Annotated in this window: 26 protein-coding genes; 10 read left to right on the top strand and 16 right to left on the bottom strand. The window is 63.0% G+C overall.

The window, feature by feature from the left end; genetic code table 11:
* Positions 1-360 precede the first annotated feature (360 nt).
* Both ACSQ3P_RS00245 and ACSQ3P_RS00240 read left to right on the top strand, forming a co-directional pair.
* On the top strand, positions 361-1,734 hold the full coding sequence (locus ACSQ3P_RS00245) for an AAA family ATPase (RefSeq protein WP_436163710.1): 1,374 nt from the start codon (positions 361-363) through the stop codon (positions 1,732-1,734).
* On the top strand, positions 1,718-2,581 hold the full coding sequence (locus tag ACSQ3P_RS00240) for a hypothetical protein (protein ID WP_436163709.1): 864 nt from the start codon (positions 1,718-1,720) through the stop codon (positions 2,579-2,581). The genes ACSQ3P_RS00245 and ACSQ3P_RS00240 overlap by 17 nt, the downstream gene beginning before the upstream one ends.
* A gap of 826 nt (positions 2,582-3,407) precedes the next feature.
* Here the strand turns inward: ACSQ3P_RS00240 and ACSQ3P_RS00235 are convergent.
* The 5 genes from ACSQ3P_RS00235 to ACSQ3P_RS00215 form a co-directional block, all read right to left on the bottom strand.
* Positions 3,408-3,605, bottom strand: coding sequence for a hypothetical protein (locus ACSQ3P_RS00235; RefSeq protein WP_146055796.1), 198 nt, complete (start codon positions 3,603-3,605; stop codon positions 3,408-3,410).
* A 23-nt stretch (positions 3,606-3,628) separates the two neighbouring features.
* Positions 3,629-4,171 (bottom strand): acetolactate synthase small subunit, encoded by a 543-nt coding sequence (ilvN, locus tag ACSQ3P_RS00230; RefSeq protein ID WP_069692444.1) that lies wholly within the window; start codon positions 4,169-4,171, stop codon positions 3,629-3,631.
* 36 nt (positions 4,172-4,207) lie between these two features.
* Positions 4,208-4,897: a glutathione S-transferase family protein gene (locus tag ACSQ3P_RS00225; protein WP_436163708.1), complete on the bottom strand. Its 690-nt coding sequence runs from the start codon at positions 4,895-4,897 to the stop codon at positions 4,208-4,210.
* Positions 4,894-5,601, bottom strand: a complete 708-nt coding sequence (locus ACSQ3P_RS00220) for an aspartate/glutamate racemase family protein (RefSeq protein ID WP_436163707.1) — start codon at positions 5,599-5,601, stop codon at positions 4,894-4,896. Before ACSQ3P_RS00220 ends, ACSQ3P_RS00225 begins: the two co-directional genes overlap by 4 nt.
* A gap of 135 nt (positions 5,602-5,736) precedes the next feature.
* Entirely contained in the window at positions 5,737-7,500 is a 1,764-nt protein-coding gene (locus ACSQ3P_RS00215; protein ID WP_436163706.1) for an acetolactate synthase 3 large subunit, read from the bottom strand.
* Positions 7,501-7,972: 472 nt separating this feature from the next.
* On the opposite strand from ACSQ3P_RS00215, the gene ACSQ3P_RS00210 reads away from it, so the two are divergent.
* Complete coding sequence (locus ACSQ3P_RS00210) at positions 7,973-9,445, top strand: diguanylate cyclase (protein ID WP_436163705.1); 1,473 nt, start codon at positions 7,973-7,975, stop codon at positions 9,443-9,445.
* A 3-nt stretch (positions 9,446-9,448) separates the two neighbouring features.
* Here ACSQ3P_RS00210 and miaA read toward each other — a convergent pair whose 3' ends face one another.
* Positions 9,449-10,417, bottom strand: coding sequence for a tRNA (adenosine(37)-N6)-dimethylallyltransferase MiaA (gene miaA / locus ACSQ3P_RS00205; RefSeq protein WP_436165130.1), 969 nt, complete (start codon positions 10,415-10,417; stop codon positions 9,449-9,451).
* Here miaA and serB point away from each other — a divergent pair.
* Positions 10,388-11,272, top strand: coding sequence for a phosphoserine phosphatase SerB (serB, locus tag ACSQ3P_RS00200; RefSeq protein WP_436163704.1), 885 nt, complete (start codon positions 10,388-10,390; stop codon positions 11,270-11,272). The two genes, miaA and serB, sit on opposite strands and share 30 nt — an antisense overlap.
* A 115-nt stretch (positions 11,273-11,387) precedes the next feature.
* Here the strand turns inward: serB and ACSQ3P_RS00195 are convergent, their stop codons facing one another.
* The 8 genes from ACSQ3P_RS00195 to ACSQ3P_RS00160 all read right to left on the bottom strand — a co-directional run bounded on the left by ACSQ3P_RS00195 (position 11,388) and on the right by ACSQ3P_RS00160 (position 17,914).
* A complete protein-coding gene (locus ACSQ3P_RS00195; protein WP_436163703.1) occupies positions 11,388-12,908 on the bottom strand; it encodes a Do family serine endopeptidase in 1,521 nt (506 codons plus the stop codon).
* A gap of 247 nt (positions 12,909-13,155) precedes the next feature.
* The gene (locus ACSQ3P_RS00190) at positions 13,156-13,347 is read right to left on the bottom strand and encodes a DUF2065 domain-containing protein (protein ID WP_069692451.1); all 192 of its coding nucleotides are present in this window, start codon (positions 13,345-13,347) and stop codon (positions 13,156-13,158) included.
* A gap of 20 nt (positions 13,348-13,367) precedes the next feature.
* Positions 13,368-14,291: a protease modulator HflC gene (gene hflC / locus ACSQ3P_RS00185; RefSeq protein ID WP_092166790.1), complete on the bottom strand. Its 924-nt coding sequence runs from the start codon at positions 14,289-14,291 to the stop codon at positions 13,368-13,370.
* Entirely contained in the window at positions 14,288-15,466 is a 1,179-nt protein-coding gene (hflK, locus tag ACSQ3P_RS00180; RefSeq protein ID WP_436163702.1) for an FtsH protease activity modulator HflK, read from the bottom strand. Before hflK ends, hflC begins: the two co-directional genes overlap by 4 nt.
* Positions 15,467-15,617: 151 nt before the next feature.
* Positions 15,618-16,151 carry a dihydrofolate reductase gene (locus tag ACSQ3P_RS00175; RefSeq protein WP_436163701.1) on the bottom strand — a complete coding sequence of 178 codons (534 nt, stop codon included), beginning with the start codon at positions 16,149-16,151 and terminating at the stop codon, positions 15,618-15,620.
* 4 nt (positions 16,152-16,155) lie between these two features.
* Entirely contained in the window at positions 16,156-16,638 is a 483-nt protein-coding gene (locus ACSQ3P_RS00170) for a GNAT family N-acetyltransferase (protein WP_092166793.1), read from the bottom strand.
* Between the two features lie 158 nt (positions 16,639-16,796).
* Positions 16,797-17,147, bottom strand: coding sequence for a RidA family protein (locus tag ACSQ3P_RS00165; protein ID WP_436163700.1), 351 nt, complete (start codon positions 17,145-17,147; stop codon positions 16,797-16,799).
* Between the two features lie 35 nt (positions 17,148-17,182).
* The gene (locus ACSQ3P_RS00160) at positions 17,183-17,914 is read right to left on the bottom strand and encodes a GntR family transcriptional regulator (protein ID WP_436163699.1); all 732 of its coding nucleotides are present in this window, start codon (positions 17,912-17,914) and stop codon (positions 17,183-17,185) included.
* 253 nt (positions 17,915-18,167) lie between these two features.
* On the opposite strand from ACSQ3P_RS00160, the gene ACSQ3P_RS00155 reads away from it, so the two are divergent.
* From ACSQ3P_RS00155 to ACSQ3P_RS00135, 5 genes are all read left to right on the top strand, one after another.
* Positions 18,168-19,244 (top strand): ABC transporter substrate-binding protein, encoded by a 1,077-nt coding sequence (locus ACSQ3P_RS00155; protein ID WP_436163698.1) that lies wholly within the window; start codon positions 18,168-18,170, stop codon positions 19,242-19,244.
* Between the two features lie 20 nt (positions 19,245-19,264).
* Complete coding sequence (locus ACSQ3P_RS00150) at positions 19,265-20,392, top strand: ABC transporter ATP-binding protein (protein WP_436163697.1); 1,128 nt, start codon at positions 19,265-19,267, stop codon at positions 20,390-20,392.
* Positions 20,389-22,182, top strand: a complete 1,794-nt coding sequence (locus ACSQ3P_RS00145) for an ABC transporter permease subunit (protein ID WP_436163696.1) — start codon at positions 20,389-20,391, stop codon at positions 22,180-22,182. Before ACSQ3P_RS00150 ends, ACSQ3P_RS00145 begins: the two co-directional genes overlap by 4 nt.
* Positions 22,183-22,224: 42 nt before the next feature.
* Positions 22,225-22,941, top strand: coding sequence for an aspartate/glutamate racemase family protein (locus tag ACSQ3P_RS00140; RefSeq protein WP_436163695.1), 717 nt, complete (start codon positions 22,225-22,227; stop codon positions 22,939-22,941).
* A gap of 277 nt (positions 22,942-23,218) precedes the next feature.
* Positions 23,219-23,614 carry a carboxymuconolactone decarboxylase family protein gene (locus ACSQ3P_RS00135; RefSeq protein WP_436163694.1) on the top strand — a complete coding sequence of 132 codons (396 nt, stop codon included), beginning with the start codon at positions 23,219-23,221 and terminating at the stop codon, positions 23,612-23,614.
* Positions 23,615-23,638: 24 nt separating this feature from the next.
* On the opposite strand, the gene thyA is transcribed toward ACSQ3P_RS00135, so the two are convergent.
* Positions 23,639-24,196, bottom strand: coding sequence for a thymidylate synthase (gene thyA, locus ACSQ3P_RS00130; protein WP_436163693.1), 558 nt, complete (start codon positions 24,194-24,196; stop codon positions 23,639-23,641).
* A 196-nt stretch (positions 24,197-24,392) separates the two neighbouring features.
* Here thyA and thyX point away from each other — a divergent pair, with 196 nt between their 5' ends.
* Positions 24,393-25,334, top strand: coding sequence for an FAD-dependent thymidylate synthase (thyX, locus tag ACSQ3P_RS00125; protein ID WP_436163692.1), 942 nt, complete (start codon positions 24,393-24,395; stop codon positions 25,332-25,334).
* 550 nt (positions 25,335-25,884) lie between these two features.
* On the opposite strand, the gene ACSQ3P_RS00120 is transcribed toward thyX, so the two are convergent.
* Positions 25,885-26,577 carry a hypothetical protein gene (locus ACSQ3P_RS00120; protein ID WP_436163691.1) on the bottom strand — a complete coding sequence of 231 codons (693 nt, stop codon included), beginning with the start codon at positions 26,575-26,577 and terminating at the stop codon, positions 25,885-25,887.
* Between the last annotated feature and the right edge of the window lie 56 nt (positions 26,578-26,633).

Raw genomic sequence — 26,633 nt, 5'->3', positions numbered from 1 at the left:
CGCTGCTTAGAAATCCAAAAGCATAACAATTTCAGTGTCTTTATGCAGGCTGGCCGCCGCGTGTATACCACGTAAGTATCGCAGTATGAAACCAATTGGAGACGGCTAAGTTCGCCGAACTGTCGCACAATTAGGACTTCGGGCGCGCGCGAAACGTCTGACTTGCACACCGTTGATGAACATGCTTGCAAGCAACCAAACCTAACGGTCGTGGGGGGAGTCCGCACCAAGCACCCCGTAGGCGAGCGGAATGACTCCCTAAATTTTGCGACGGTGCATGGAGTGCCTAGTTGGCATTGGGCGAAAATCGCGTAATGCTTGCATAAGTTCGGTCGGTCCGAGCCCCAAGAGTATCAACGTATGCGCCTCGCAAAATTCACAGTTACCGGCCTTTTTGGTCTTTTTGACCACGAAATTCCTTTTTTCCTCGACAAGCGCATCACCATTATACATGCGCCGAACGGCTATGGAAAAACGATCCTGCTTAAAATGATTTCCGGTCTTTTTGGGGGATCTCTCGAAGTCTTCTCTTCGACTGAATATGTATCAGCTGCGTTTGAATTCGACGACGGCAGTTCACTCTCCATCATAAAAGCTGAGGAGGACGCTGAGAGCGAAGGACCCACGCCGAGGTCGAAACGACGACCGCGGTCGTATAGCATGATCTATACAACGAACGCTGAGACACTTGAGTGGGACCCACGCAAAATCAATTTAGACTATAAGATCCCGCACTCCGACAACATCATGTTTGAGCGTTATCTTCCTCAGCTTGATCGAATTGGGCCGAGAACTTGGCATGATCAAACGCAGGGAGATAATTTGGATGAAAACGAAGTTATCGAACGGTATTGGAATGTGCTTCCTGCACTTCGGTTTCGTAAGCGATATCAACCAGAATGGCTAATTAAGCTTCGGGGCAGCATCGGCTGCCAGCTCATTGAGACCCAGAGGCTTCTCTCTGTGGAAAAAATAGCTGGGCGGTATGGCTCAGACGAGCCGAAATTGACGCCTGTTGTAAAAAAATACGCGACTTCGCTCAAGGAGGCAATTTCAGAACTGCTAGCTCACTCAGCTACGCTTTCTCAATCGCTGGATCAGACATTTCCAAATAGATTACTGCTTCATTTGCGCGAGGCATACGCTACACCCAGTGAAAATGTACTGCGCGAGCAGCTTGCAGAGCTTGAACTGAAGCGTAATCGCCTTGCACGCGCAGCTCTAATCGACGCCAGTGATAAAAGTGGCTTGATCCAAGCTGATGATAAACCGGAGGACCATACCCTCCGACTCTTATCACTTTACGCCGAAGACTCAGGCTTAAAACTCGAGGTCTTTGATGAGATGCTGGAGAAGATTGAGTTATTTATGGATATTATAAATAGTAGATTTCAATTTAAGAAGATTAGCATTAATAGATCCCAAGGATTTGAGTTTAAAGATTACCTCGGACGCGATATTTCGCCCGAAATGCTCTCCTCCGGAGAGCAGCATGAGCTGGTACTTATATATGATTTACTATTTAAAACAGCGCGAGACTCTCTAATTCTCATTGATGAGCCGGAAATATCGCTTCACGTCGCTTGGCAACGTCGCTTTCTATCTGATCTCGAACGCATTATCGCGTTAACACATATCGATGCCCTGGTCTCGACACACTCCCCGCAATTGATCGCCGATCACATCGAGCTTGCCGTTCAACTTAAGGCGCCTAAGCATGTCGATCTTCAGTGAAACCGATGGAAAGTCTTTAGCTGCCGAACTGGAAATGATGCGCCTCACGACAAGCAAAACCTTTGTCGTTCTAGAAGGCAAGAATGACAAAAAGATTTTTGTCAATTTTCTTGACAATATCGGCGTGGATATATTTGTCGCTAACGGTCGCGAGTTTGCAGAAATTGCGACTCGTAATGCCAAGTCGCGGGGTGTTATTGGGATTTTGTGCATCGTCGATCGAGATTTTTCTGATTTCCTTGGTTCGATAGTCCCTGATGCCGATATCATCGTCAACTCCGACCACGATATCGAGATTTCCATGGTGAAGTCGGCTGCTTTCGACAAAGTTTTGCGGGAATTTGGATCAGTAGAGAAAATCAAGAACCATACGGACGCCGGGCGAAATCCACGGGATATTATTCTTACGTGCGCGGGTACGTGGGGTATAATGAGGCTATACTCTTTAGCAAATGAATTAAATTGGAAATTTGAGGATATACGCTATCAGAGCGTAGACCGAGACCTAGCGACTGACGATCGGGCCGCGCTGATAGAGGTCCTTAACCATTCCAAACTGCCTCATCGCGACGTAGACGACGCCCTCAGGTTTGTGACTGAGACGCGCGCGATGGGCGCAGATCGGTGGATGTTATGCTGTGGCCACGATTATACGACAATCTTTGGACGCGCGTTGAGAAGCCTTCTGGGTACGAATAATGCCCTATTAGTTACGCAGGAGGCAATTGAAAAGGCTTTACGGCTTGCATTTGGCGCCGAAGAGTTCAACGAGACGAGCCTGTATGCCGAGATCCGCCAGTGGGAGCGACGAAATTCTCCAAGGAGCGTTCTGCGGGCGGGTGTCTAGGAACTGCACACAATTGCATCTACCTTACGGCTTGATTGCTTTGATACGTAATTATTTCAGCGTACCTTTTGTTCGCGCACATAATTATCTAGCTATTGGCAAGAATCATGACGACAATAGAACCAATACCGATGAGACAATCTCCACGTAATAGACATCAGCACAGATAGCATATACGCGATCTTCGTATTGCGATCCTTTTCACTCTGAAGGAAACACTAATTATAGAAATATATTGAACGCATCTGTCTTGAAACAATGCATACTACGCTGTATTACGCGCATTGAAAGACGGCCACTAAATTGCGCCCTGAGATTCTCAGGAACGCTTCCTATTTGGGTTATGGATAGATGCTATAATACGGGAAGCCGATGAGCCGCCGGCAAGCTGTGAGGTCCACCAACGACGCCCTTGCCGTGCGCTTGGAGCCTCAACGTTGGAGCTTCGGCTAGGGCGTGGTTGGCACGCCCGTAGGGCCTTCCTGGACGCAGCGACCGCAACGCGTTGCTGTCGAGCAAAAGCTACACCCAGGCCTTGACCCGAATAGTCGTCATCGAGAACCATGCGTGTCCGCTTCTAAATTTCCAGCAGGCTGCGACGCAGTCTCTCACGAGCCCGCAAATTGATTTTGTCGAGCAGGTTGTGGATTGTGCCCTGGGACGGTTGGTCGAAGGCATTTTCTGGGACGAGCACGATTGCTGTCGCTAACAAACGCTCACGGGTGAAATCGTCCGTGGGGTCGCGCAATGCCCCAGGCCGACATAGAATTGCTGGTTCCTCGGGGGACCAACCACTTAAGAAGTGGTTTGTGGAGCTGAGGGGACGCTAGCCGCCCATCTGCTGGCTCGCGATCCGCTGCAGGAAGATCGCCGCGATCGTCAGGATGAAGCCCACCCACCACAGCGGCGAGCGCAGGCTCTTGCCGCTGCCGGGAGCCTCGGGCTCCGCCTTGCCGTTCATGCGCTGGATGATCGGCCAGGCGAAGCAGGAGAAGCCCACGATGCCGAGGCCAAGGGCAACCATATTCAAGGTTTCGGGAGGCATCGTTACATCGCATCCGGGCCACGGCTCATCGCCGCGATGCCGGTGCGCGAGACTTCGGTCAGGCCGACCACCGTCATCAGCTTGATGAAGCGCTCGATCTCGTCGGTCGATCCCGTCAATTCGAAGACGAAGGAGGTCAGCGAGGCGTCAAGCGTGCGCGCGCCGAAGGCTGCGGCCAGGCGCATCGCCTCGACCCGATGCTCGCCCTTGCCGACGACCTTGACCAGAGCGAGCTCGCGTTCCAGCGCCTCGCCCTGCAAGGTCAGGTCGACGACGCGGTGGACGGGCACCAGCCGATCAAGATGCGCCTTGATCTGGTCGATGATGTGGGCCGTGCCCGACGTCACCACCGTGATCCGCGAGATATGCTTGTCGTGCTCGGTCTCCGAGACCGTGAGGCTCTCGATGTTGTAGCCGCGTCCCGAAAACAGGCCCGCAATGCGGGCGAGCACGCCGGGCTCGTTGTCGACGATCACGGCGAGCGTGTGCCGGGCAACGGGCTCGGCCTTGGGGGCGTTGGGATAATGCGTGGCGGAGTTGGGCATCGGACAACCTGTGAGCGTCGCGGAAGGAAACAGGGGTTAAGAGCGGCGGAGATCTACCAGGGCCGGCTCATCGACTTCGTCTTGATCGAGGATCCAGGGTTCGGCGAGCGCAGCCTCGAGCCAGTCGCGATAGGCGGGATGCGCCAGCACCACGTCGCAGTAGTCCTGGCATAGGGAATCCACCGCGATCCCGTAGGTGTCGAGGCGGCTGACCACCGGCGCGAACATCGCGTCCGCGGCGCAGAACTCGCCATAGAGATAGGGGCCGCCAGCCGGCATGCCGAAACGCTCGCGCGCCGTGTGCCAGAGCGCGTTGATGCGGGCGACATCCCTGGCGACTGCCGCGCCCCGGTCGCGGCTGGCGAAGCGCTTGCCGAGATTCATCGGGCAGGTGCTGCGAAGCGCCATGAATCCGGCATGCATTTCGCTGACGGCGGCCCGGGCATGGGCGCGCGCCGCAGCATCGCGCGGCCAGATGCCGTGCGTGGGATAGCTCTCGTGCAGATATTCGAAGATCGCCAGCGTTTCCCAGACGGCGACCTCGCCATCGATCAGCATCGGCATTGTCCCGCCACTGCCGGGCGCATAGGCGAAGATCGCTTCCTTGAAGCCAGGCTGATCGAGCAGGATGAGCACCTCCTCGAAGGCGATGCCCTTGGCGCGCATCAACAACCAGGCGCGCAGCGACCAGGACGAATAGCATTTGTTGCCGATAAGGAGCTTCATGCCGCAGCGCTCGCGGACTCTGCCAGCGCATCGAGCGCCGCCTCGACATGCAGCGCCGTGGTGTCGAACACCGGAATGGCGAAATCGGCCTGGGAGACCAGCAAGGTGATCTCGGTGCAGCCGAGAATGACGCCGTCGGCTCCCTGCCCTGCCGCCTCCGCGACGATATCGAGATAGCGCGCCTTGGAGGCAGGCTCGATCACGCCCCGGCACAGCTCCTCATAGATGATGCGGTGGACATCGCCACGCTGCGCGGCATCGGGCACCATCGCATCGACGCCGAAGGCGCGCAGGCGGTCACGGTAGAAATCCTGCTCCATGGTGAAGCGCGTCGCCAGCAGCAGCGGCCGCCGCGACGGGCTGCGCTTGATCGCCTTGGCGGTGACGTCGGCCAGGTGCAGGAACGGCACGCGCGTCGCCCCGGTGATCCTGTCGGCCAGCTTGTGCATCGTGTTGGTGCACAAGACGATGCAGCCGGCGCCGGCCTGTTCGAGCCGCCTGGCGCTGTCGGCCAGCACATCGCCGGCCGCTTCCCAGTCGCCCCTCGCCTGCATCTCGGCGATCGGCCCGAAATCCAGCGAATGCAGCATGATGTCGGCTGAATGCAGCCCGCCCAGGCGCGCGCGCACGCCCTCGTTGAGCAGGCGGTAATATACCGCCGTCGATTCCCAGCTCATGCCGCCGATCAGGCCGATTGTCGTCACGATGGTTCCCTTCCCTGCCGCGCCGATCTCGTCATTCCCGGGCGCAGCGAAGCGCGAACCCGAGAATCTCGGGCAGGATGAGACGTCCCATCCGGCCAGAGATGCTCGGGTCCAGCCCGAGCATGACGACTGCGTTCAAACGAGCTGCTTACCCTTGGCGTCGATGATGTCGCCGGTGGCGCCTTCGAAATCGGGCAGGATCATCTCGTTATGCGCCTTGCCGGACGGGATCATCGGGAAGCAGTTCTCTTCCTTGGCGACGAGGCAGTCGAAGATCACGGGCTTGGGCGTGTCGATCATCTCCATGATCGCGTCATCCAGCGCGGCCGGATCGGAGCAGCGGATGCCGTGCCCGCCATAGGCTTCGGCGAGCTTCACGAAATCGGGCAGCGATTGCGAATAGCTCTCCGAATAGCGCCCGCCATGCAGCAATTCCTGCCACTGGCGCACCATGCCCATATACTCGTTGTTGAGGATGAAGATCTTGACCGGCAGCCGGTACTGCACCGCCGTCGACATCTCCTGGATGTTCATCAGGATCGAGGCCTCACCGGCGACGTCGATGACGAGGGCCTTCGGATGCTTCATCTGCACGCCGATCGCTGCCGGCAGGCCGTAGCCCATCGTCCCGAGTCCACCAGACGTCATCCAGCGGTTCGGCTCCTGGAACTGGAGATATTGCGCCGCCCACATCTGGTGCTGCCCGACCTCGGTCGTGATGTAGGTGTCGCGGTCCTTGGTCAGCGCATGCAGCCGCTCGAGCGCGTATTGCGGCTTGATGATCGAGGACGAGTTCTTGTAGGCGAGGCTTTTGCGCGCCCGCCAGCCATCGATCTGCGTCCACCAGGCGGTCAGCGCGGTCTTGTCGATCTGGGGCGAGGTCTCGCGCCAGATCCGGACCATGTCCTCCAGCACATGGGCGCAATCGCCGACGATGCCGATATCGACCTTGACGTTCTTGTTGATCGAGGACCGGTCGATATCGACATGGATCTTCTTCGAACGCGGCGAGAAGGCGTCGAGCCGGCCGGTGATGCGGTCGTCGAAGCGCGCACCGATATTGATCATGACGTCGCAGTCATGCATCGCGAGGTTGGCCTCGTAGGTGCCATGCATGCCCAGCATGCCGAGCCATTGCCTGTCGGCGGCGGGATAGGCGCCAAGCCCCATCAATGTCGAGGTCACGGGATAGCCGGTCAGCCGCGCGAGTTCGCGCAGCAGCGCCGAAGCGTGCGGCCCCGAATTGATCACGCCACCGCCGGTGTAGAACACCGGGCGCTTTGCCTTGGCGATCAGTTCGATCGCGGCCTTGATCTGGTTCAGATCACCCTTGACCGTCGGCCTATAGGTCTTGTGCTGGTTGTCGCGCGGACGGCTATAGGCCCCGGTCGCGAACTGGATGTCCTTGGGGATGTCGACGACGACGGGGCCCGGACGGCCATTGGCGGCGACATAGAAGGCCTCGTGCAGGACGCGCGGCAGATCCGCGATGCTCTTCACCAGGTAGTTGTGCTTGGTGCAGGAGCGCGTGATGCCGACCGTGTCGCATTCCTGGAAGGCATCGGACCCGATCAGATGGGTCGGAACCTGGCCGGTGATGACGACGATCGGGATCGAATCCAGCAGCGCGTCGGTCAGCCCGGTAACGGCATTGGTCGCGCCGGGACCGGAGGTGACGAGCACGCAACCGACCTTGCCCGAAGAGGAACGGGCATAGCCCTCAGCCGCATGGACCGCGCCCTGCTCGTGCCGGACGAGGACATGCTTGACCCTGTCCTGCTGGAACAGCGCGTCATAGATCGGCAGCACCGCGCCGCCGGGATAGCCGAACAGATGTTCGACGCCCTGGTCCTGAAGCGCGCGGACGACCATTTCGGCTCCGGTCATCATCTCGCTCATAACGATCTCCTGCGGCAGCTATGTTGAGGTCGGTCGGGGGAAAAGCGGGCAATAAAAAAGGCCCTCGGAGGGGCCTGGACGTGCGCTGGCGTCGGGGACGCGCGGTTTGTTGAAACCGGCCCCTACCAGCGCACCCGTACGATAATAAGCTTGCGCATCGCGCTTCCACCTTTTGCAGATATTGCCGGACGCTAGCCGAGGCGCCGCGCCCGGTCAAGCGGCAAGGCGAAGCGCCTTCCCGCAGTCGCGCGAGCGGGCTTTCGTCGCCCCGCCGCTAACTCCGAGAATCGCTTGACCGAAGGGAACACTTTTTCAAGGTCGCGCTGATAGAGCATTGCGCGGAAAAGTGGGAACCGGTTTTTCGCATGAGCAATGCTCTAAACTTTTAGAATCGATCACGTTTTTCGCATTCGGACGAAGCCGTCCGAATGCGACGTGATCTAGAGTCCGCCGACTTGGAACCGGGAACGCCATGTATCAGGAAGTCCACACCGAAAACATCGTGGCGCGGGCCCATGCGAAGGAGATCGCGGAGATCCTGCACCACTTCACGCAGCATGCCCGGGATGAGGGCGGCGCGCCACATGAAGCGTTCTGCGACGAGGTTCTGCCGCAATTCGGTGAGGATATTATGGTGCTCGCCCCCACAGGGGACGGCGACTACGCCTATGTCCATTACGGCCGCGAGATCACGCGCTATGTCGGCGGCAGCCGGCTCGGCGAGCGCATCTCCAGCATGACGCCCCAGGTCGCGCGCTTCACCGCCGCCTGCTACGATCAGGCGCTCAGTGACGGCAAGCCGGCCTATACTGTGCATCGCTCGCTCAAGACGGTTCGCGTCTGCCTGTGGGAGCGGCTGGTGATGCCGACCACGGCACGCAATGGCGAGCGCTTCCTCGTCGTCTTCAGCCGACCGCTGCAATTCCATGAGGAGCTTCTCACCACTGTCCTGGAGACCTCGCCCTCGGGCATCGTGGCGCTGCGGGTCATGCGCGACGACCGAGGCGACATCATCCGCACGATGATCATCACCGCCAATCAACGCGCGGCGGTGATGGCGGGCCGGGGCGACGAGAACCTGCACGATACCGATGCGCGCGAGAGCCTGCCCTTCCTCGCCGACGCCATGATCTGGCGACGCTGCCTCTACGCCATCGAACTGCGGCGCAGCGACATGATCGAGACCTCCTTCAACCATGGCGACAGAGTCACCTGGCTGCAGATCGCCATCGCACCGCTCGGCGACGGGCTCGTGATGACGATGACCGACGTCTCCGAACTCATGGTCGCCAACCAGACCCTGCAGAGCCGGGCAGCAACGCTGGCGCTCGAGATCGGCCGCGAACGCGCGACGCGCCGGGCCCTGTCGCAGGAGATCGGCCAGCGCGAGGAGCGCGAGCAGGAATTGCGTCGCCTGGCCGAGACCGACCCGCTGACGGCACTCTTGAACCGCCGCTCCTTCATCGAGAAGGCCAACGACGCCATCGCGGCCTGCGATGCGAGCGGCGACGACACCTCCTTGATCATCGTCGATCTCGACCATTTCAAGAGCGTCAACGACAGCCACGGCCACGCCGCCGGCGATGCCGTGATCCGCGCCTTCGCCGATCTGCTGCTCGGCACGGTTCGCTCGGACAGCGACCTCGTCGGCCGCTTCGGCGGCGAAGAGTTCGCCGTCTTTCTGCCTCGCGCCAATGCAGCGACGGCGCGGCGCATGGCGCAGCGCATGCAGCACACCCTCGAAACCAAGCGCTTGCCGGTGTCGGAGACGCTGGCCCTGCAGGTTTCGGCGAGCTTCGGCATCGCCACGCGGCAGAAGGGCGAGAATTTCACCGCCTTCATCGAGCGCGCCGACCGCGCGCTTTACCGTGCCAAGAACGACGGCCGCGACTGCATCAGGCTGGCCGAGCCCGCCCTCGTCACCACGGCCGCAGCCGCGGCCTGATCCTCAGGATGCGGCCTCGATCGCCTGCAAGGCCGCATCCAGCGCAGCGCTGGGCGCGACCGCCGTCCATCCCGCCATCTGATGCCGGAACCAGGTGACCTGCCGCTTGGCATAGGCGCGCGTATCGGCCTGCCCACGCGCGATCGCCTCCGCCAGCGAGAGATCGCCATCGAGATGGGCGATCAGCCCCGGCACGCCATGGGCGCGCATCACCGGCAGCAGCGGGTCGAGCCGGCGCTCGCGCAGGCGCGCGACCTCGTCCAGCGCGCCTTCCGCCATCATCGCCTCGAAGCGCCGGTCGATCCGCGTGCGGATCTCCTCACGCTCCGGCGCCACGAAGAGGCGCAGCAGCGGCAGGCCGTCGAGAGGCCCCGGCCGGCGGTCGCCCTGGAAACTCGCCAGCGAACGCCCCGTCGCCTCCAGCACCTCCAGCGCCCGCATGGTCCGCATGCGGTCGCTCGGCCGCACCCGCTCGGCCATGGCCGGATCACGCGCCCGGAGTTCATCATGCAAGGCGACGGTCTCCAGCCCCTCGACGCGGGCACGGAACGCCGCCCTCACGGCCTCCGGCACCGGCGGAATCGCCGAGAACCCTTCGGTCAGCGCCTTGAAATAGAGCCCGGTTCCGCCGACCAGCACCGGTAGCGAGCCGGCTTGCCGGAGCTCCGCCAGCAGCGCGCCGGTCGCGGTGGCGTAACGCATCGCCGAATAGTTCTCCGCACCGTCGACATGGCCATAGAGCCGATGCGGCACGGACGCTTCCTCGGCTTGCGTCGGGCGCGCCGTGATGATCCGGAGATCGGCATAGACCTGCATGGAATCGGCATTGACCACCGTGCCGCCAAAGCGCCGCGCAATCGCCAGCGCCAGCGCGGACTTGCCGCTGGCCGTCGGACCTGCGATGAGCACCGCCCTGATCGTCACCCTGCCCGGTCCTTCCTCATGCTCGTCGCCACGCTCGTTTCCGCCCATGGCCAGGCGCTGGTCGATGACAGCTTGCTGAGCCATCTCTCAGCAACCATCCCCGGCCTTACGCGCAGCGCACGCCTCGACGGCGAGATCGCCGCCGACGTCTTCGCGGAAGAAAACGACGCGCGCAAGCTGGAAGCCGAGATCCGTTTCGCGCTCGCGGGCGCCGCGATCGATATCGTCGTCCAGCCGGAAGCGACGCGGCGCAAGGCGCTGTTCCTCGCCGATATGGATTCGACCATGATCGGTCAGGAGTGCATCGACGAGCTCGCCGCCTATGTCGGCCTCAAGGAGAAGGTCTCCGGCATCACCGAGCGCGCCATGCGCGGCGAAATCGCCTTCGAGCCCGCCCTGCGCGAGCGCGTCGCCTTGCTGAAGGGCGTGCCGCTTTCGGTGGTCGGCGAGATCATCGCTGAGCGCATCACGCTGACGCCGGGCGGCTCGGCCCTTGTGCGCACCATGCGCGCCCAAGGCGGCTATACAGCGCTGGTCTCGGGCGGCTTCACCGTCTTCACCGGGCCGATCAGCACGACAATCGGCTTCGACGAGCACCGTTCCAATGTCCTGCTCGCGCATGAGGGCGTGCTGACCGGCGAGGTCGCCGACCCGATCCTCGGCAAGCAGGCCAAGCTCGATGCGCTGCTGGAATTGCGCGGGCGTCTTGGCCTCTCCCCAGCACAGACGCTCGCCGTCGGAGATGGCGCCAACGACCTCGCCATGCTGGGCGAAGCGGGCCTGGGCGCAGCCTTCCGCGCCAAGCCGGCGGTCGCCGCCGCCGCCCATGCGAGGCTCGACCATGCCGATCTGACGGCGCTGCTCTATGCCCAGGGCTATACCGGCGCAGAGATCGTCAGGTAGCACCTGGCCTCGGAAGCTCCGGAATCTCGACGCCCCGGAACAAAGCCTCCAAAGCGACAACACAAAAAAGGGCGGCCTCGACGGCCGCCCTTTCGCAAATCCATGACGACCAGCGTCAGTTCATCGACACCGCGACGAAGCGGACCTCGCCCTGCGCGTTCGAGACCAGAAGCAAGGCGGACTTCTTGCCGTCCTTCTTCAAGGCATCGAGACGCTTGGTCACGTCCTCAGGCGAGTTCACCGGCTCCTGGCCGACCTCGACGATCAATTCGCCGACCGAGATGCGCTTGTCGGCGGCGTTCGAATTCGGGTCGACCTTGGTAATGATGACACCCTTGGTGCCTTCCTTGATTGCGTAGCGCTTCTTCAGCTCCTCGGTCTGCGGCGAGAATTCGAGGCCGAGAGCGCTGGTCACGGCAGGCTTGGCCGGTTCGGCCGGCGTGCGTGCCGAGGCGGGCTGGACCTTCTCGCCATCTTCGAGGCGGCCAAGCTTGACGGTCTTCACCTCTTCCTTGCCCTTGCGCACGATGCTGACAGGCACATCCTTGCCCACAGGCGTGGCGGCGACGATGCGCGGCAGGTCGCGCGAATCCTTGACCTCCTTGCCATCGAACTTGACGACCACGTCGCCGATCTCGAGGCCCGCGGGCTTGGCCGGCCCCTTGTCGTCGATGCCAGCGATGAGCGCGCCACGCGCCGTGCCGAGGCCGAGCGCCTCGGCGGTGGCGTCGTCAACGCTCTGGATGCGCACGCCGAGCCAGCCGCGGCGCGTCTCGCCGAACTCACGCAACTGCTCGACGACATTGGCCGCGAGCGAGGACGGCACGGCGAAGCCGATGCCGACCGAACCGCCCGTCGGCGACAGAATCGCCGTGTTGATGCCGATGACCTCGCCCGCCATGTTGAACAGCGGCCCGCCGGAATTGCCCTTATTGATGGCAGCGTCGGTCTGGATATAGGTGTCGTAGGGTCCCTGGCTGATGTCGCGGTTGCGCGCCGAGATGATGCCCGAGGAGACCGAGCCCCCGAGCGCGAACGGATTGCCGATCGCCATCACCGGGTCGCCGATGCGCATCGCATCGGAATCGCCGAACTTGACCGCCGGCAGCGGCTTGTCGTGCTTCACCCGCAGCACGGCGAGATCGACCTTGGCGTCCTTGCCAATGACCTCGGCCTTGAGGCGCAGGCCGCTGGGAAAGATCACCGTGATCTCGTTGGCGTCACCGATGACGTGGTTGTTCGTCACGACGATGCCCGACGCGTCGATCACGAAGCCCGAACCCGCCGATTGCGAACGGCGCGGCTGCGGCGCCTGGCGCTCGCCCTGCTGGTTCTGGCCGTCGCGGCCCTGGCCGCGCCGGTTGAAGAATTCCTCGAACAGGTCGCCGAAGGGCGTGTCGGGGCCGAGCTGCGGCAATTGCGGCAGGGTGCGGCCCTTGGCGTCTCCGGTCGTCACCGCTGAGATGTTGACCACCGCGGGCATGACCTTGTCGACGAGATCGGCCAGCGAAACCTGGCCGGCCAGCACGGGCGAATTCGCCTGCGCGGGAACCGAAACGGCGCCCAGCGGCAACAAGGCCGTGCTGCAGACCAATGCAATCCGGGCGAGCCGAAGAGGAGACTGTTTGAATGCCATCAGGGTCCTCATGAGAAGAATGGGCAGGCAATCAGCCTGCCAGAATAGGCCCAAGTAATGAACCTGAAAATGCGGCGGAAGCGCGATGCAGCGTGAATCGCGGTGCACGATCGCGTCATCGGACGCCCGGCGCCGCTCCGATCAGGCTCGCGGAGCGCGCCGCTACGCCTAAGCCAGCGGGAGGCCAGCTGACGCAAGGGCATAAACGCAACGTTGAACGGCGGTCCGCCCGCCGCACAGGCGCGGCCTAAACGCCGCCGCGCACCAGCCAGACCAGGACCACGCCGAGCACGGCGGAGCCGATTCCGATCAACCGCATGCGGTCGACCGGCGTCTCGGCTGCGCTGCGCAAAGCATCCTTGGCGAGGTTCGGCACCGCCGCGAACAGGATGCCCTCGATGGCGAAAACCAGGCCGAGCGCCGCGATGAAATCCCACATACGCGGCGCCCGGGTTCGAATCAGGGCCGCGCCGGCGCGGCCGGCACGGTCGTCGTTGCGCCCGCATCCCGCTGGGCTTGCGGCCCATTGAAGAAGCGGAAGAACGGGGTATCGGGCGAGAGCACCATGCGCGTATCGCCCGGCTTGATGCTGGCCTCATAGGCCTGCATCGAACGATAGAACGCGAAGAACTCCGGATCCTTGCCGAAGGCTTCGGCGAAGACGCGGTTGCGCTCGCCTTCGCCCTCGCCGCGAACCTCATCCGAACGGCGCTGCGCCTCGGCGACGATCACAGTCGAATCCCTGTCGGCACGCGCCCTGATCTCCTGCGCCTGCTGGGCGCCGAGCGCGCGGGCTTCGGCCGCCTCGCGCTGGCGTTCCGTCTGCATGCGCTGGAACACGGCTTGCGAATTGGCCGCCGGCAGGTCGACGCGGCGCAGGCGCACATCGACGACGGTCATGCCGAAGCGCGCCGCCTCGCGGTTCACATCGTCACGAATACGGCTCATCAACCGCGAACGGTCGGTACGGACCATGGCGGTGAAGCTCGCCTCAGCCAACACGCTGCGGACATTGCCGTTGACGATCGAGGCCAGTTGCGAGTTGGCGCGCGGGATGCTGTTGACCGCCTGATAGAACTTCAGCGGATCGGAGATCCGGTAGCGCGTGAAGGCATCGACGACGAGCCGCTTCTGGTCCGAGGCGATGATTTCCTGCGACGGCAAGTCCAGATCGAGAATGCGGTTGTCGAGGAAGGTCACCGTCTCGAACGGCGCCGGCAGCTTGAAGTAGAGCCCTGGTGCGGTCGCGATGGTACGCACCCGCCCGAACTGCAGCACGATGGCCGATTGCGTCTGCTGCACGACGAAGGTGCCGGCATAGAGCAGGACCGCGGCGAGGCCGACGAGGATGAGCGCACCAACGCGCAGGATCGAACCGTTCATCGGACCGCTCCTCCCTGCTGAGCGCCCGGCGCCGTGCGCCGCTGCTGGAGTTCGTTGAGGGGCAGATAGGGCACGACGCCCTGGCTACCATTCTTCTGGTCGATGATGATCTTGTCGGCGCCGCCGAGCACGCGCTCCATCGTCTCGATGAAGAGACGCTCGCGGGTCACCGCCGGCGCATTCTTGTACTGCGCATAGACCGCATTGAAACGGCTCGCCTGACCCAGCGCTTCGGCCACCGTCTGGTCCTTATAGGCTTCGGCCGACTGGACGAGCTGCGCCGAGCGGCCGCGCGCTTCCGGCACGACGCGGTTGGCGTAGGTCTGTGCTTCGTTGCGCAGGCGCTCCTGGTCGGCGCGCGCCGCCTGGACGTCGCGGAACGAATCGATGACCTGCTGCGGCGGATCGACCTTCTGCATCTGCACGAGGCGGATCTGGACGCCTGCCTTGTAGGTGTCCAACGTCTCCTGCATCAAATGGCGCACCTCGGTCTCGATCGCGCCGCGATCGGTGGTGAGCACCGGCTGGATGTTGCGGCGGCCGACGACTTCGCGCATCGCGCTCTCGGCGACGGCCTTCACCGTGCCCGGCGGATCCTGGATGTTGAAGACGTAGTTCTCGGGCGCGACGGGGTCGATCTGCCACTGCACGATGACGTCGACATCGACGATGTTCTCGTCGCCGGTCAGCATCAGGCTCTCTTCGATCACGTCGGTCTGGCGCGAGGTGCGCACCGATTCGACCGTGCGGAAGCCGACCTCGGTGGTGACGACATTGGTCACCTGGGGCTTGATCACGCCGCCGATCGGATAGGGCCAGTTCCAGTTGGCGCCTTCGCCGGTCTTGCCGATATATTTGCCGAAGACGGTGTTGAGGCCGACCTCGTTGGGGCGCACGAAATAGACGCCGGTCGCAAGCCAGATCAACACCAGGACGAGCACGCCGAGCACGAGACCGCGCCCGCCGACATTGCCGCCGGGAAGCAAATTCTTGAGCCGGTCCTGGCTGCGCCGCAGGATCTCTTCCAGATCGGGCGGCGAACCGCCACCGCTGCCGCCGCCATTCGAGCCGCCGCCCCAAGGGCCGCCACCGCCGCCGCTTCCACCGCGATTGCCCCAGGGTCCGCCCCCGCCGCCACCGCTCCCACTACCGCCGCTCTGGTTGCTCCAAGGCATACTTGCGCCGTTCCCTTACGCTCGTGTCAGGCCGTGCAATAGGCGAATGCCGGCCATTTGTCAGCGCCCTTGCGGGGCCGTGGCGCTGACTTGGGCATGGGACATGGATTCGTCAACGGCGCAAGTCATTCATTGTCAACGGAAAGCCGGCTCATGGCCGGCGGCGAAAGGTCGCGAAGGTGAAGGCGTGCTCATCATCGGGGCCGTGGGGATGCTCTTCGCGCGCGACGCCTTCGAAGGCAGCGCGATTCCAGTCCGGGAAAACCGCATCGCCCTGCGGCGCCGCATGCACGAAGGTCAGTTCGAGCCGGTCGGCGAAAGGCAGGGCCTGACCATAGATCTCCGTGCCGCCGCCGATGATGACCGAATGCGCCCCCATCGCGCGGCCCAGGCTCTGGGCGAGCTCGAGCGCTCCTTCAAGCGAATGCGCGACATGCACGCCCTCAGCGCTGAAATGCGCGTCCCGCGTCAGCACGATAGTCTCGCGTCCCGGCAGCGGCTTGCCGATCGAGAGATAGGTCTTGCGCCCCATGATGATCGGGCAACCCGTCGTCAGGCGGCGGAACCGCCGCATGTCGGTCTTCAAGCGCCAGATCAGCTTGTTGTCGTCGCCGATGACATTGTTGTCGGCGATGGCTGCGACAATGACGAGGGGAAGAGCTGGGACGAGGGGAAGCGCTGGCATCGTCTCAGCCCCCCTGCCCCAACCGCGCCAAAGCCTCGCCTTCGAGCCGCTTCACCGTCCACTCGTCCTGTGCGGCGGCTCCGATCGAGCGATAGAACACCCGCGACGGCTCGTTCCAGTTCAGCACCCACCAGGCCAGGCGCGGCAGCCCCTCCTCGACGCAGCGCCTGGCAAGGTGCGCGATCAGCCCCTTGCCGATACCGCGCCCGCGCTGACCGGGCCGCACATAGAGATCTTCCAACCAGATGCCATGCCGGCCGCTGAAGGTGGAATAGGTGTAGAACCAGACCGCGAAGCCGACCGGCTCGCCCTCCCACTCCGCGATGTCGCAGAATGTGCGCGGATTCGGGCCAAACAGCGCCAAGGCGATATCGGCCTGCGTCGCCGCGACCTCATGCAGCAGCTTCTCGTATTCGGCCAGTTCCCTGATGAAACCGAGAACGAGGCCAGCCTCGTCTGGACGGGCGGGGCGGATGGTCAAGCTCATGGCAGAAGCCCTGCGACGACGACCGCCGCGTTCATGGAAGCGTGAAGTTCTTGGAAGCATGCAGTTCTTGGAAGCATGAAAGAGAATCGGCAAGCCGACGCCCTCTGATTTGTCTCGTGCATAACCCAGAAAAACGCCAGCCGGCAGAACCGCCGCGCTCAGGCGGCGGCCGTCACGACGATCTCGACGCGAAAATCCGGATCGGCCATGCCGACCGTGCCGCAGCTGCGCGCCGGCGCGTTGTCCCGGTCGATCCAGGCATCCCAGACTGCGTTCATGCCGTCGTAATCGTCCATGGTCCTCAGCCAGATCGTGGCTGAGAGGACCTTGCTCCGGCCGCTTCCGACTTCGGCGAGCGCAGCATCGACCTTGGCGAGAGCCTCTTGCGTCTGCTGGGCGATGTCGCCGCGCTTGTCGTCGCAGACCTGCCCGGTCAGGTAGATGACGCCGCCATGCACCACCGCGCGGCTGCGGCGGCTATTCGCGCCGATACGCTGGATATCGTTCATGTCCTGTCCTTGTCGCTGGTGAGAAATGTCGCCGTTCAGGCGCTGGCGAGGGCCGGCGCCTCGACGACGCCCTCCGCCTGGCGCCAGGCGAAGCCCAGATGGGCCTGGAGCAGCCGGTTGAGCAGCGGTCCGTCGCGATCGAGGAAGGCCTTCAGGATATCGGCGTGCTGATAGGCCGCCGAGGTCCAGTCCTTGATCTGCATGACGGCGAGATAGCGGGTGCGATAGAGCCTGAGGTTCAATTGGCCGTGGATCTCGACCAGCGTCGGATTCCCCGAGCCGGCGACGATACCGAGATGGAAGGCCTGGTTCGCCTGGAAATAGGCGGAGCGGTCCTTGGCCTCGAACGCCGCCTGCAACAGGCCGTATTGCAGCTCGACCTCGGCCACCTGCGCCGGCTGGGCGCTGAGGCAGGCGAGTTCGCCGCCGAGCCCATCGAGCATGCTGTAGACCTTCAGCATGCCGCGCAGATCCTCGACGCCGGGATTGGCCACGAGGGCGCCCCGATTGGGCAGGATGTCGACGAGCCGTTCCGTCGCCAGGATCTGGAGCGCCTCGCGGATCGGCGTGCGCGAGACCCGCAATTGCTCGGAGATCGGCTGCTCGCGAATGCGCTCTCCGGGCTTCAGGCCGTCATGGATGATCAGATCGCGGATATGGTTCGCGATCTGCTGCGTCAGAGGCTGGGCCGCCACAGTCAGGGACAGCCTCGGCACGGCTTCGTCGGAGACCGGGCTCGGGCCATCCGGAACGCGGGTCAAGCTCATGATGGTCTCATTTCTAGCAATCGCCTGCCTGGCAGCCGCTTATTTGCGCTTGCAAGACTAGCGCGCCTGCGTATTGTCGACAATATGGAAAATGGATATCCGCGAGAATGATTGTCGTCCCCACGACGCCACGCCGCTTGCCAAGCGGTGTCGGCAGAGACCGTGCCGGGCCGATCGCCAGCTTGCGGACGCTATCGCCGACAGCCTCGTTTCACACATTGCCTGAGTGACGATCGAAGGGGAGAGATGCGCCATGACGACGACAGATGATCGAGACGTAACCCCGAAGGCGACGCGCCGGGACTTTCTCGCCACCGCCGCGCTGGCCACGGCTGCAGCGACGATGGGCTCGGTTTCATCGGCGCTCGCCGCCGAGAAGATCACCGTCGCCGACCCGGGCGGCATCTACGGAACGGGCTTCGGCGCCGCCTTCTACAAACCCTTCCAGGCCGAAACCGGCATCGAGATCGTCAATGTCGCCCGTGAGGCCGAGCCGACCAGCCAGATCAAGGCGATCGTCGAGGCGAAATCCTATGTCTGGGACGTGGTGTCGGTCACGCTTTCGTCGCGCAAGCTGCTCTCGGACCAGGGGCTGCTCGAGCCGCTGGACTGGAGCGGGCCCGAGATGGATGCGCTCATCCCGGCGGCGCGCCAGCCCGACTGGATGGGCACCAACGTCTTCGCCAGCCTGCTCGCCTATCGCAAGGACACGATGAAGACCGCGCCCAACAGCTGGGCGGATTTCTTCGACGTGAAGAAATTCCCCGGCCGCCGTTCGCTGCCCAAGAGCCCGATCATCGTCCTGGAAGGCGCGCTGCTGGCCGACGGCGTTCCGCTCGACAAGCTCTACCCGCTCGACGTCGACCGCGCCTTCCGGAAACTCGACGAGATCAAGCCGCATGTCAGCGTCTGGTGGGCGAGCTTCGGCCAGACGACCCAGTTGCTGCAGAGCGGCGAGGTCGACATGCTCTACAGCAGCAATGCGCGCATTCAGGCCGCGATCGACAGCGGCGCGCCGGTCCAGCTGATCTGGAACCAGGCGCTCTATGGCCTCGAAGGCTGGGCGATCCCGAAAGGCTCGCCGCGCGCCGCGCTCGCCAAGCGCTTCATCAAATACTGCGCCAACGGCGCGCGGCAGGCCGCCTATACCAGCGCCCTCGCCTATGGCCCGACCAACCCTGCGGCCTTCGACAAGATCGCGCCGGAGCGGGCGAAATTTCTGCCGACCGCGCCCGAGAATTTCAAAGGCATGGCCCAGATCAACGACGACTGGTGGGGCGCCAACAAGGACAAGATGTTCGACCGCTTCAACGCCTGGCTGCTGCGCTGACGGCTGCGGACCGACACGCCATGGCCATCGGCAAATTGCCCGAGAACAACAAATCGCCCGAGAACAAGTCACTGAAGAAGCTGAGCATCGTGGAGGTGTCGAAGCGCTATGGCGAGGTCGCGGCACTCGACAGCACCGATCTCGATATGGCCGAGGGCGAGTTCCTGACCCTGCTGGGGCCATCCGGCTCGGGCAAGACGACACTGCTCTCGATCGTGGCCGGGCTCACCAGCCCGACCACAGGCGAGGTCTGGATCGACGGCCATTGCTCCACCAGGCTCCCGCCGTTCAAGCGGGGCATCGGCATGGTGTTCCAGAACTATGCGCTGTTTCCGCACCTGACGGTGTTCGAAAACATCGCCTTTCCGCTGCATATGCGCCGCCTGCCCGCAGTGGAGGTGGAGCGCGAGGTGCGCCGCGTTCTGGACATCATCAAGCTGCCCCAGGTCGCCGACCGGTTTCCGCGCGAGCTCTCGGGCGGGCAGCAACAGCGCATCGCGCTGGCCCGCTGCATCGTCTACAGCCCGTCGATCGTGCTGATGGACGAGCCGCTGGGCGCACTCGACAAGAATCTGCGCGACCACATGCAGATGGAGATCAAGCGCCTCCACACCGAGATCGGCATCACCGTCCTCTACGTCACCCACGATCAGGAGGAGGCGTTGGCGATGTCAGACAGGATCTGCCTGATGAACAATGCCCGCATCGAGCAGGTCGGTACGCCCGATGATCTCTATTTCCGGCCCAAGAGCATCTTCGCGGCGAGCTTCCTCGGCGAATCCAACATCCTCGACGGCGTCGTCCAAGCGATGGGCGAGAAGGCCGTGATCAGCGACCAGGCCGGCGCGACCTTCGAGGCCCGGCCGGATGCGCGCTTCAAGGCCGAGGAGCGCCTGTGCTGGATGGTGCGGCCCGAGAGCCTGCGCGTGACGCGCGATGCGGGCCCGCCGGGCAATATGCTGCGCGGCCGACTGCAGGATGTCGTCTTCGCCGGCGGCGTCACCAAGATCCATGTCCGCACCGAGCAGGGCGGAATGCTCGTCGCCAAGCAGTTGACCACCGCCAATGGCGTGCCCAATCAGGGCGAGGAGGTTTTCGTCAGCTGGAGCGGCGAGGATACGGTCCTGCTGCCGGCGGCCACGCCGTGACCAGCGAGGTGACGACACTGCGCCCGGCCGCGCGCTCCTGGCCGCTATCGCCGCTGCTTGCGCTCTGGCCGCTGCTGCCGATCGCCCTGTTCCTGGGCGCCTTCTTCGTCTACCCGGTGCTGCAATTGCTGACCCTTTCGGTCCGCACGCCGGCAGGCGAGATGACGGCCCAGAACTATCTGCGCATCGTCTCCGACCCGATCTACGCCAATGTGCTGGCGATCACCTTCAAGATCGCGTTCTGGACCACGCTGGTCTCGATCCTGGGCGCCTATCCCGTCGCCTATCTCCTCGCCACCGCCTCGGCCAAGCGACGCAACAGCCTGATGATCTGGGTGCTCGTGCCGTTCTGGACGAGCTTCCTGGTGCGGACCTTCGCCTGGATGATCCTGCTCGGACGCAATGGCGCGATCAACCGCCTGCTGATCTCCCTGGGCATCACCGATGCTCCGGTCGCGCTGATCTACAACCTGACCGGAACGCTGATCGGCATGAGCCATGCCATGATCCCGCTGGCGATCATGACCATGCTGCCGGTGATGCAGACGATCGACCCCAATCTCGCGCGGGCCGCCGACACGCTTGGCGCCCGGCGCGGCCAGACCTTCTGGCGGATCTATTTCCCGCAATCCATGCCCGGCGTCAGCGCCGCCTGCATCATGGTGTTCATCACCTCGCTCGGGTTCTTCATCACGCCCGCGCTACTTGGCGGCGCCCGGGAGACGATGATCACACAGGTCATCATCACGCAGGTCCAGGAGCTGCTGAACTGGGGCTTTGCCGGCGCGCTTGCCGTCTTCCTGCTGGCGGCGGCGCTGCTGGTCTTCGCGCTCTATGACCGCGTCGTCGGCATGGCGACGCTGGCCGGCGCCTCGGCATCGCTCGGCCGCTCCCGCCCCTCCATGCTGGGGCGCATCGGCGTGCGCCTGGGCGGCGCCATCCTCAGTGCCCTCGGCAATCTCTGCGCGGCGGTCGCCGAGCGCTGGGAGCAGATCATGCCGGGGAGCGTACAGGGCGTGCTCGGCAAGGCTGCGCTGCGGCTCGCCTTCGGCCTGGTCATCGGCTTCCTGATCCTGCCGGCGCTTTTCGTCATCCCCGCCTCCTTCACCGCAGGCGCCGCCGTCGAGTTTCCGCCGCGCGGCTTCTCGCTGCGCTGGTACCAGACCTATCTCTCCTCGCCGGACTGGATCAGCGCGACCTACAACTCTTTCGCCATCGCCACGATGTCGGGGCTGGTGGCGCTGCTGATCGGGACGATGGCCGCCTTCGCCCTGACGCGGCGGCGGATCCCGGGCAAGACGGCGGTTCTCGCCCTGGTCCTGTCGCCATTGATCGTGCCGCGCGTCGTCATCGCGGTGGCGCTGTTTTACCTCTATTCGCGGCTTGAACTGGTCGGGACGATCACCGGCCTCATCATCGGTCATGCCGTCCTGGCAGTGCCCTATGTCGTCATCACGGTGATGGCGGTGCTCAGCACCTATGACCAACGCTACGACCAGGCGGCCTCGACGCTGGGCGCCAGCCCGCTGCGCACACTCTGGCGCATCACCCTGCCGCAGATCAGGCCGGGCCTGATCGCCGCCTTCCTGTTCGCCTTCATCACATCCTTCGACGAACTCACCATCGCCCTGTTCGTGACTGGCGGCGCGGTCTCGACGCTGCCGCGCCAGATGTGGAGCGATATGCTGCTCCAGATCAATCCGACGCTGGCAGCCGTCGCCACGATCCTGCTGGTGGTGATGACGCTGCTTCTCTTCGCCGGCGAATATCTGCGCCGGCGCAGCCCATGAGCGGGGCACTCTCGTCCCCTCGCTTATCTCAGGACATCGCCCATGCAGCCCATGAAGAAGACCTATTACGGCGTCACCCTCGGCATCCTGATGGTGAAGAGCCATTTCCGCCGGTTCCATGGCGATATCGGCCATGCCGGCACCTGGTCGTTCCCGGTGCAGTATCGCATCGTCGCCGATGCCGTGCCGTCGCGGATGACGGAGATGCACAATGTCAGCCTGCTCGAGCCGTTCAAGGCCGCCGCCCAGGAGCTGATCGAGGCCGGCGTCGACGGCATCACCACGACCTGCGGCTTCCTGTCGATCTATCAGCGCGAGCTCGCCGATTTCTGCTCAGTGCCGGTGGCGACGAGCGCATTGCTGCAGGTGCCGATGGTCGAGCGCATCATCCCCAGCAACAAGAAGGTCGGCATCCTGACCTATAACGGCGATGCCCTGACGGGCCGCTATCTCGAGGCCGCGGGCGTCGCCGCCGACACGCCGGTCGTCGGCATGCCCCCGACCTCGGAATTCGTCCGCTCGATCCGCGACGGCGACGACAGCGTGCCCTTCGAAGTCTTGCGCGAGGAGGTGCTGGCGACAGCCGGCACGCTGATGACCCGGCATCCCGACATCGGCGCGATCGTCTCCGAATGCACCAATCTGACGCCGTTCAGCGCCGATATCGCGCAGCGCTTCCGCGTGCCGGTGTTTGACGCCGTGACCATGGTCAACTGCTTCCACGCCGCGCTGAAGCCGCAGCGCTTCGCGCAGGACTGAGCCGGAGCCCCGCCGCGTGACTGATTCCAGGAATTGAGAGCATTGCTCCTGCGAAAAACCGGTACCCACTTTTTCGCGCAAGGCTCTGGCGTCCACGGATTGCGGGGCGATCGGCAGCGCCAGCTAGATCTTTGTTTTAACGCGTTTTCTCCGCGCAAACGCTTCGCGTTTGTCGCGAGGGAACCGGTATCCACTTCGCTCGAAAACGCTCTAAGCCGGTCGCGATTGGCGACGCCGCCGGCTCCGACAAACAGATCGCCATCTGGAGGGAACCACCATGGGCAAGCCGACACCGATCGAATACGCCGATGCCTCGCCGGAGGTCCGCGCCGTGTTCGACGACATCATGACTTCGCGAAACCTCAAGGACGTCAACAATTTCTGGAAATATCTCGCGCGCGACCCCGTCTCGCTGCGCCGGACCTGGGAGAGCGTCAAGGAGGTCATGGCGCCGGGCGCTCTCGACCCGCTGGTCAAGGAGATGGTCTATCTCGCCGTCAGCGTGACGAATAGCTGCGGCTATTGCATCGCCAGCCACTCGGCGGCGGCAGCCAAGGCCGGCATGAGCGAGGCCATGTTCGGCGAGCTCATGGCGGTCGTGGGCATGGCCAACGAGACCAACCGCCTCGTCAACGGCTATCGCGTCCCCATCGACGCCGCCTTCGAGCGCTGACGACCCGGCTCGGCAGCGCCCCCTCTAGACCGCGATCGGCGCCTTGATTGCCGGGTGCGGATCGTAGCCTTCGATGAGCACATCCACGAAGGAGAAATCCTCCAGCCGCTTCACATCCGGATTCAGCGTCAGCTTCGGCAGGGGGCGCAACTCTCGCGTCAATTGCAGCCGGGCCTGGTCGACATGGTTCACATAAAGATGCGTGTCGCCGAAGGAATGAACGAAGTCGCCCACCGCCAGCCCCGTCACCTGCGCCACCATATGCGTCAGTAGCGCGTAACTCGCGATGTTGAAGGGCACGCCGAGCAGGACATCGGCCGAGCGCTGATAGAGCTGGCAGGAGAGCTTGCCGTCCAGGACGAAGAACTGGAACAGGCAATGGCAGGGCGCCAGCGCCATCTTCGGAATGTCGACCGGGTTCCAGGCCGAGATGATCAATCGGCGCGAATCCGGGTTGCGCTGGATCTCGCTGACCAGCCAGGCGATCTGGTCGATCGTCGTGCCGTCGGGCGCCGGCCATGAGCGCCATTGCCTTCCGTATTCGTTAAGGCATCCATATCGTGACATCATGAAATACGGCATGCGTGGGCTTCCCAAGGCCGTCCGACGTATCGCATTGTCGACTGCCACAGTCCGCATCTGTTCGCTCGGTGTCATGCCGTCAGGCTGGGGAGGCTGCGGTGATCGATGCCCGCGCTGTTGCGCCAAAGTGGCCAAAGGCAATCTTGCTAGCAGCCGAGCGGTGCCGTACTCGATTGCTGCACGTGAAAGGAATCCGATGAGCATCACCGGCCACCAACTCGAAGAGATCCGGCAGAGCCGAGCGGCGGCGTCCCAGACACTCCGCCCAACTGTCGCCGCACTGGAAGAGATTCTTTATGAGCCTTTTCCCGTTCTGGATCACGGCTTCGTTCGCGTCATCGACTACATGGGTGACGATAGCGCGGTAGTGCAGGCCGCACGCGTTTCTTATGGCCGCGGCACAAAGAAGGTGAGTGAAGATCGCGGCCTTATCATGTACCTGATGCGTCATTGGCATACGACGCCTTTCGAAATGGCGGATATCAAATTCCATGTGAAGCTACCGATCTTCGTGGCCCGGCAGTGGATTCGACACCGGACTGCAAGCGTCAACGAATACTCCGCTCGCTATTCGATCCTCGACAAGGAATTCTACATTCCAGAGCAGCAGCATCTAGCGGCACAATCCAGCATTAACAGGCAGGGTAGAGGCGAAATCCTCGAGGGCGATGAAGCCCGACGCGTTCTTGAACTGCTGACCAGTGACGCGGAGCGAACCTATTCCAATTACGCTTGGATGCTCAACGAAGAAGCCGAAGGCCACTCCGTTGATGTAGATCGGTCGGGGTTGGCTCGGGAGCTTGCCCGGATGAACCTGACACTAAACACCTATACGCAGTGGTACTGGAAAGCCAATCTGCATAACCTCATGGGGTTCCTCCGTCTCAGGGCAGATCCTCATGCTCAGTATGAGATCCGCGTTTATGCGGAAGCGATGCTCGAAATTATGAAGCGCTGGGTTCCCATAAGCCATGAAGCCTTTATGGAACACCGGATGGGCGCCGCGTCGCTTTCCCGCACCGCAATCGAAGCGGTGAAGCGGATGGTTTCTGGGGAAAGAGTTTCGGCGGCAACGAGCGGCCTCTCCACTCGCGAGTGGCGAGAACTCTGTCGCACTCTCGACGTTCCCGCAGAGTGACAAATCAAAGAGTTGGCAGCCTCGCGATAAGTGGACCAATCCTGACAGCAGCTCGTGATTGCCTCCAAGGCTGAGTGCGATTTCCGGCAACCCGCATTAGGAACGACCCCATCGTCAATAGAAAAAGGAGGGCCGCCGTATTGGAGGCGGCCCTCGGTCGTCTGCCAGCCATTGGTCAAAATCGACCTCTACGTGTCACGTGTCAGCACATAGCCGCATTTGACTGCATGAGCTGATGTCGCTTCGGTGGGACCCGAGATAGAATTTTGGGGACGGGAGGGTGCCGGCCAAGCTAACCGTTCTGTCGGATAAAGGGATCACCATAGAGCGACATGGCGAGAGCGCGCTTCGGATGGCGCAGCAGCAAGCCGGGCAATGAGCCGCTTGTCTCTTGCAGGATCCCGATCTGAATATTGTAATGCTGCCGCCCAGAGGCTCCGCGCGGGCGTACGGCATTGCTGCAATCGTCGCATCACACGGTCATCGGGTGGGTGGGGGCAGCAGCGCTGGCGCTCAATTAGGTCGAACAGGTCGCAGAATTTGGAGTACGCTATGCCATCGCCTCGGCGCGCGAAGAACTCAGCGACGCGCGTGTCGTTCCCGGCCAACAGCTCCACATAAGCGAAACCGATATCATCAAGCCGCTCGGAGGCCTTGCCGGGATCGAACGCCTTGCCGGCTTTGCCCTTGCTAGCCAAATTATGCCAATCGATCGCGCGGCTCGCATTGCGCCTCGCCTCAGCACAACGCCCGCTTCGTCCGAGGCCTGTCGTGCCGTGGTCACCGCCTGTGTCAGTCGTTGGCGGAAAGCGCGGAGCAGGCTGGAGGGCTCCGAGATCGGTAGCAGGATGTCGCACAGGCCATGTCCGGCGAGGAGGTTGGCAAGATGGACCAGGGTCTTTTCAGAACGGTGCCGGCCGTCGGCGGGATCGCGCCAGCGACCTGCACCAAACCCGTCAAAGATCACGACCTGGTCACGCAGGCCCAGCGTCGCAGCTAGGCTCTGCATCAGGACTGTCTTGCCCATGCCACCCGCGCCATGAATGATCAGCGGCAGCCCGGGTTCGCATGCCATTGCGGCTGCCTCGCCGACGATCGGTCGCGCAATGAGCGTGCCTATCGGCGGGAAGGCGTCTTCGGTGGGGTAGAGCTGGTCTTCATGGGCGACCTTGAGCTCGGCCAATACCGCGACGCGGTTGATCCGCTTATCACCGTCATCGTTCGCCCCGGCCTTGGTGCGCACCAGATTGCGTAGCTTGAGCAGTCGGAGCTCGGCTTCGGGGTCGCTGGTTTGGCAAG

The organism is Allobosea sp. LjRoot9 (genome assembly GCF_964252745.1).
GTDB lineage: Bacteria > Pseudomonadota > Alphaproteobacteria > Rhizobiales > Beijerinckiaceae > Allobosea.
The sequence above is the reverse complement of the archived record's forward strand: the minus strand, read 5'-3'. Positions and strand labels throughout refer to the sequence as shown.

What these genes read in the sequence shown, in the direction of transcription:
- ACSQ3P_RS00245 (WP_436163710.1), top strand. Translation starts at nt 361, where the DNA reads ATGCGCCTCGCAAAATTCACAGTTACCGGCCTTTTTGGTCTTTTTGAC.
- ACSQ3P_RS00240 (WP_436163709.1), top strand. Translation starts at nt 1,718, where the DNA reads ATGTCGATCTTCAGTGAAACCGATGGAAAGTCTTTAGCTGCCGAACTG.
- ACSQ3P_RS00235 (WP_146055796.1), bottom strand. Translation starts at nt 3,605, where the DNA reads ATGGTTGCCCTTGGCCTCGGCATCGTGGGCTTCTCCTGCTTCGCCTGG.
- ilvN (WP_069692444.1), bottom strand. Translation starts at nt 4,171, where the DNA reads ATGCCCAACTCCGCCACGCATTATCCCAACGCCCCCAAGGCCGAGCCC.
- ACSQ3P_RS00225 (WP_436163708.1), bottom strand. Translation starts at nt 4,897, where the DNA reads ATGAAGCTCCTTATCGGCAACAAATGCTATTCGTCCTGGTCGCTGCGC.
- ACSQ3P_RS00215 (WP_436163706.1), bottom strand. Translation starts at nt 7,500, where the DNA reads ATGAGCGAGATGATGACCGGAGCCGAAATGGTCGTCCGCGCGCTTCAG.
- ACSQ3P_RS00210 (WP_436163705.1), top strand. Translation starts at nt 7,973, where the DNA reads ATGTATCAGGAAGTCCACACCGAAAACATCGTGGCGCGGGCCCATGCG.
- serB (WP_436163704.1), top strand. Translation starts at nt 10,388, where the DNA reads ATGCTCGTCGCCACGCTCGTTTCCGCCCATGGCCAGGCGCTGGTCGAT.
- miaA (WP_436165130.1), bottom strand. Translation starts at nt 10,417, where the DNA reads ATGGGCGGAAACGAGCGTGGCGACGAGCATGAGGAAGGACCGGGCAGG.
- ACSQ3P_RS00195 (WP_436163703.1), bottom strand. Translation starts at nt 12,908, where the DNA reads ATGGCATTCAAACAGTCTCCTCTTCGGCTCGCCCGGATTGCATTGGTC.
- ACSQ3P_RS00190 (WP_069692451.1), bottom strand. Translation starts at nt 13,347, where the DNA reads ATGTGGGATTTCATCGCGGCGCTCGGCCTGGTTTTCGCCATCGAGGGC.
- hflC (WP_092166790.1), bottom strand. Translation starts at nt 14,291, where the DNA reads ATGAACGGTTCGATCCTGCGCGTTGGTGCGCTCATCCTCGTCGGCCTC.
- hflK (WP_436163702.1), bottom strand. Translation starts at nt 15,466, where the DNA reads ATGCCTTGGAGCAACCAGAGCGGCGGTAGTGGGAGCGGTGGCGGCGGG.
- ACSQ3P_RS00175 (WP_436163701.1), bottom strand. Translation starts at nt 16,151, where the DNA reads ATGCCAGCGCTTCCCCTCGTCCCAGCTCTTCCCCTCGTCATTGTCGCA.
- ACSQ3P_RS00170 (WP_092166793.1), bottom strand. Translation starts at nt 16,638, where the DNA reads ATGAGCTTGACCATCCGCCCCGCCCGTCCAGACGAGGCTGGCCTCGTT.
- ACSQ3P_RS00165 (WP_436163700.1), bottom strand. Translation starts at nt 17,147, where the DNA reads ATGAACGATATCCAGCGTATCGGCGCGAATAGCCGCCGCAGCCGCGCG.
- ACSQ3P_RS00160 (WP_436163699.1), bottom strand. Translation starts at nt 17,914, where the DNA reads ATGAGCTTGACCCGCGTTCCGGATGGCCCGAGCCCGGTCTCCGACGAA.
- ACSQ3P_RS00155 (WP_436163698.1), top strand. Translation starts at nt 18,168, where the DNA reads ATGACGACGACAGATGATCGAGACGTAACCCCGAAGGCGACGCGCCGG.
- ACSQ3P_RS00150 (WP_436163697.1), top strand. Translation starts at nt 19,265, where the DNA reads ATGGCCATCGGCAAATTGCCCGAGAACAACAAATCGCCCGAGAACAAG.
- ACSQ3P_RS00140 (WP_436163695.1), top strand. Translation starts at nt 22,225, where the DNA reads ATGCAGCCCATGAAGAAGACCTATTACGGCGTCACCCTCGGCATCCTG.
- ACSQ3P_RS00135 (WP_436163694.1), top strand. Translation starts at nt 23,219, where the DNA reads ATGGGCAAGCCGACACCGATCGAATACGCCGATGCCTCGCCGGAGGTC.
- thyA (WP_436163693.1), bottom strand. Translation starts at nt 24,196, where the DNA reads ATGCCGTATTTCATGATGTCACGATATGGATGCCTTAACGAATACGGA.
- thyX (WP_436163692.1), top strand. Translation starts at nt 24,393, where the DNA reads ATGAGCATCACCGGCCACCAACTCGAAGAGATCCGGCAGAGCCGAGCG.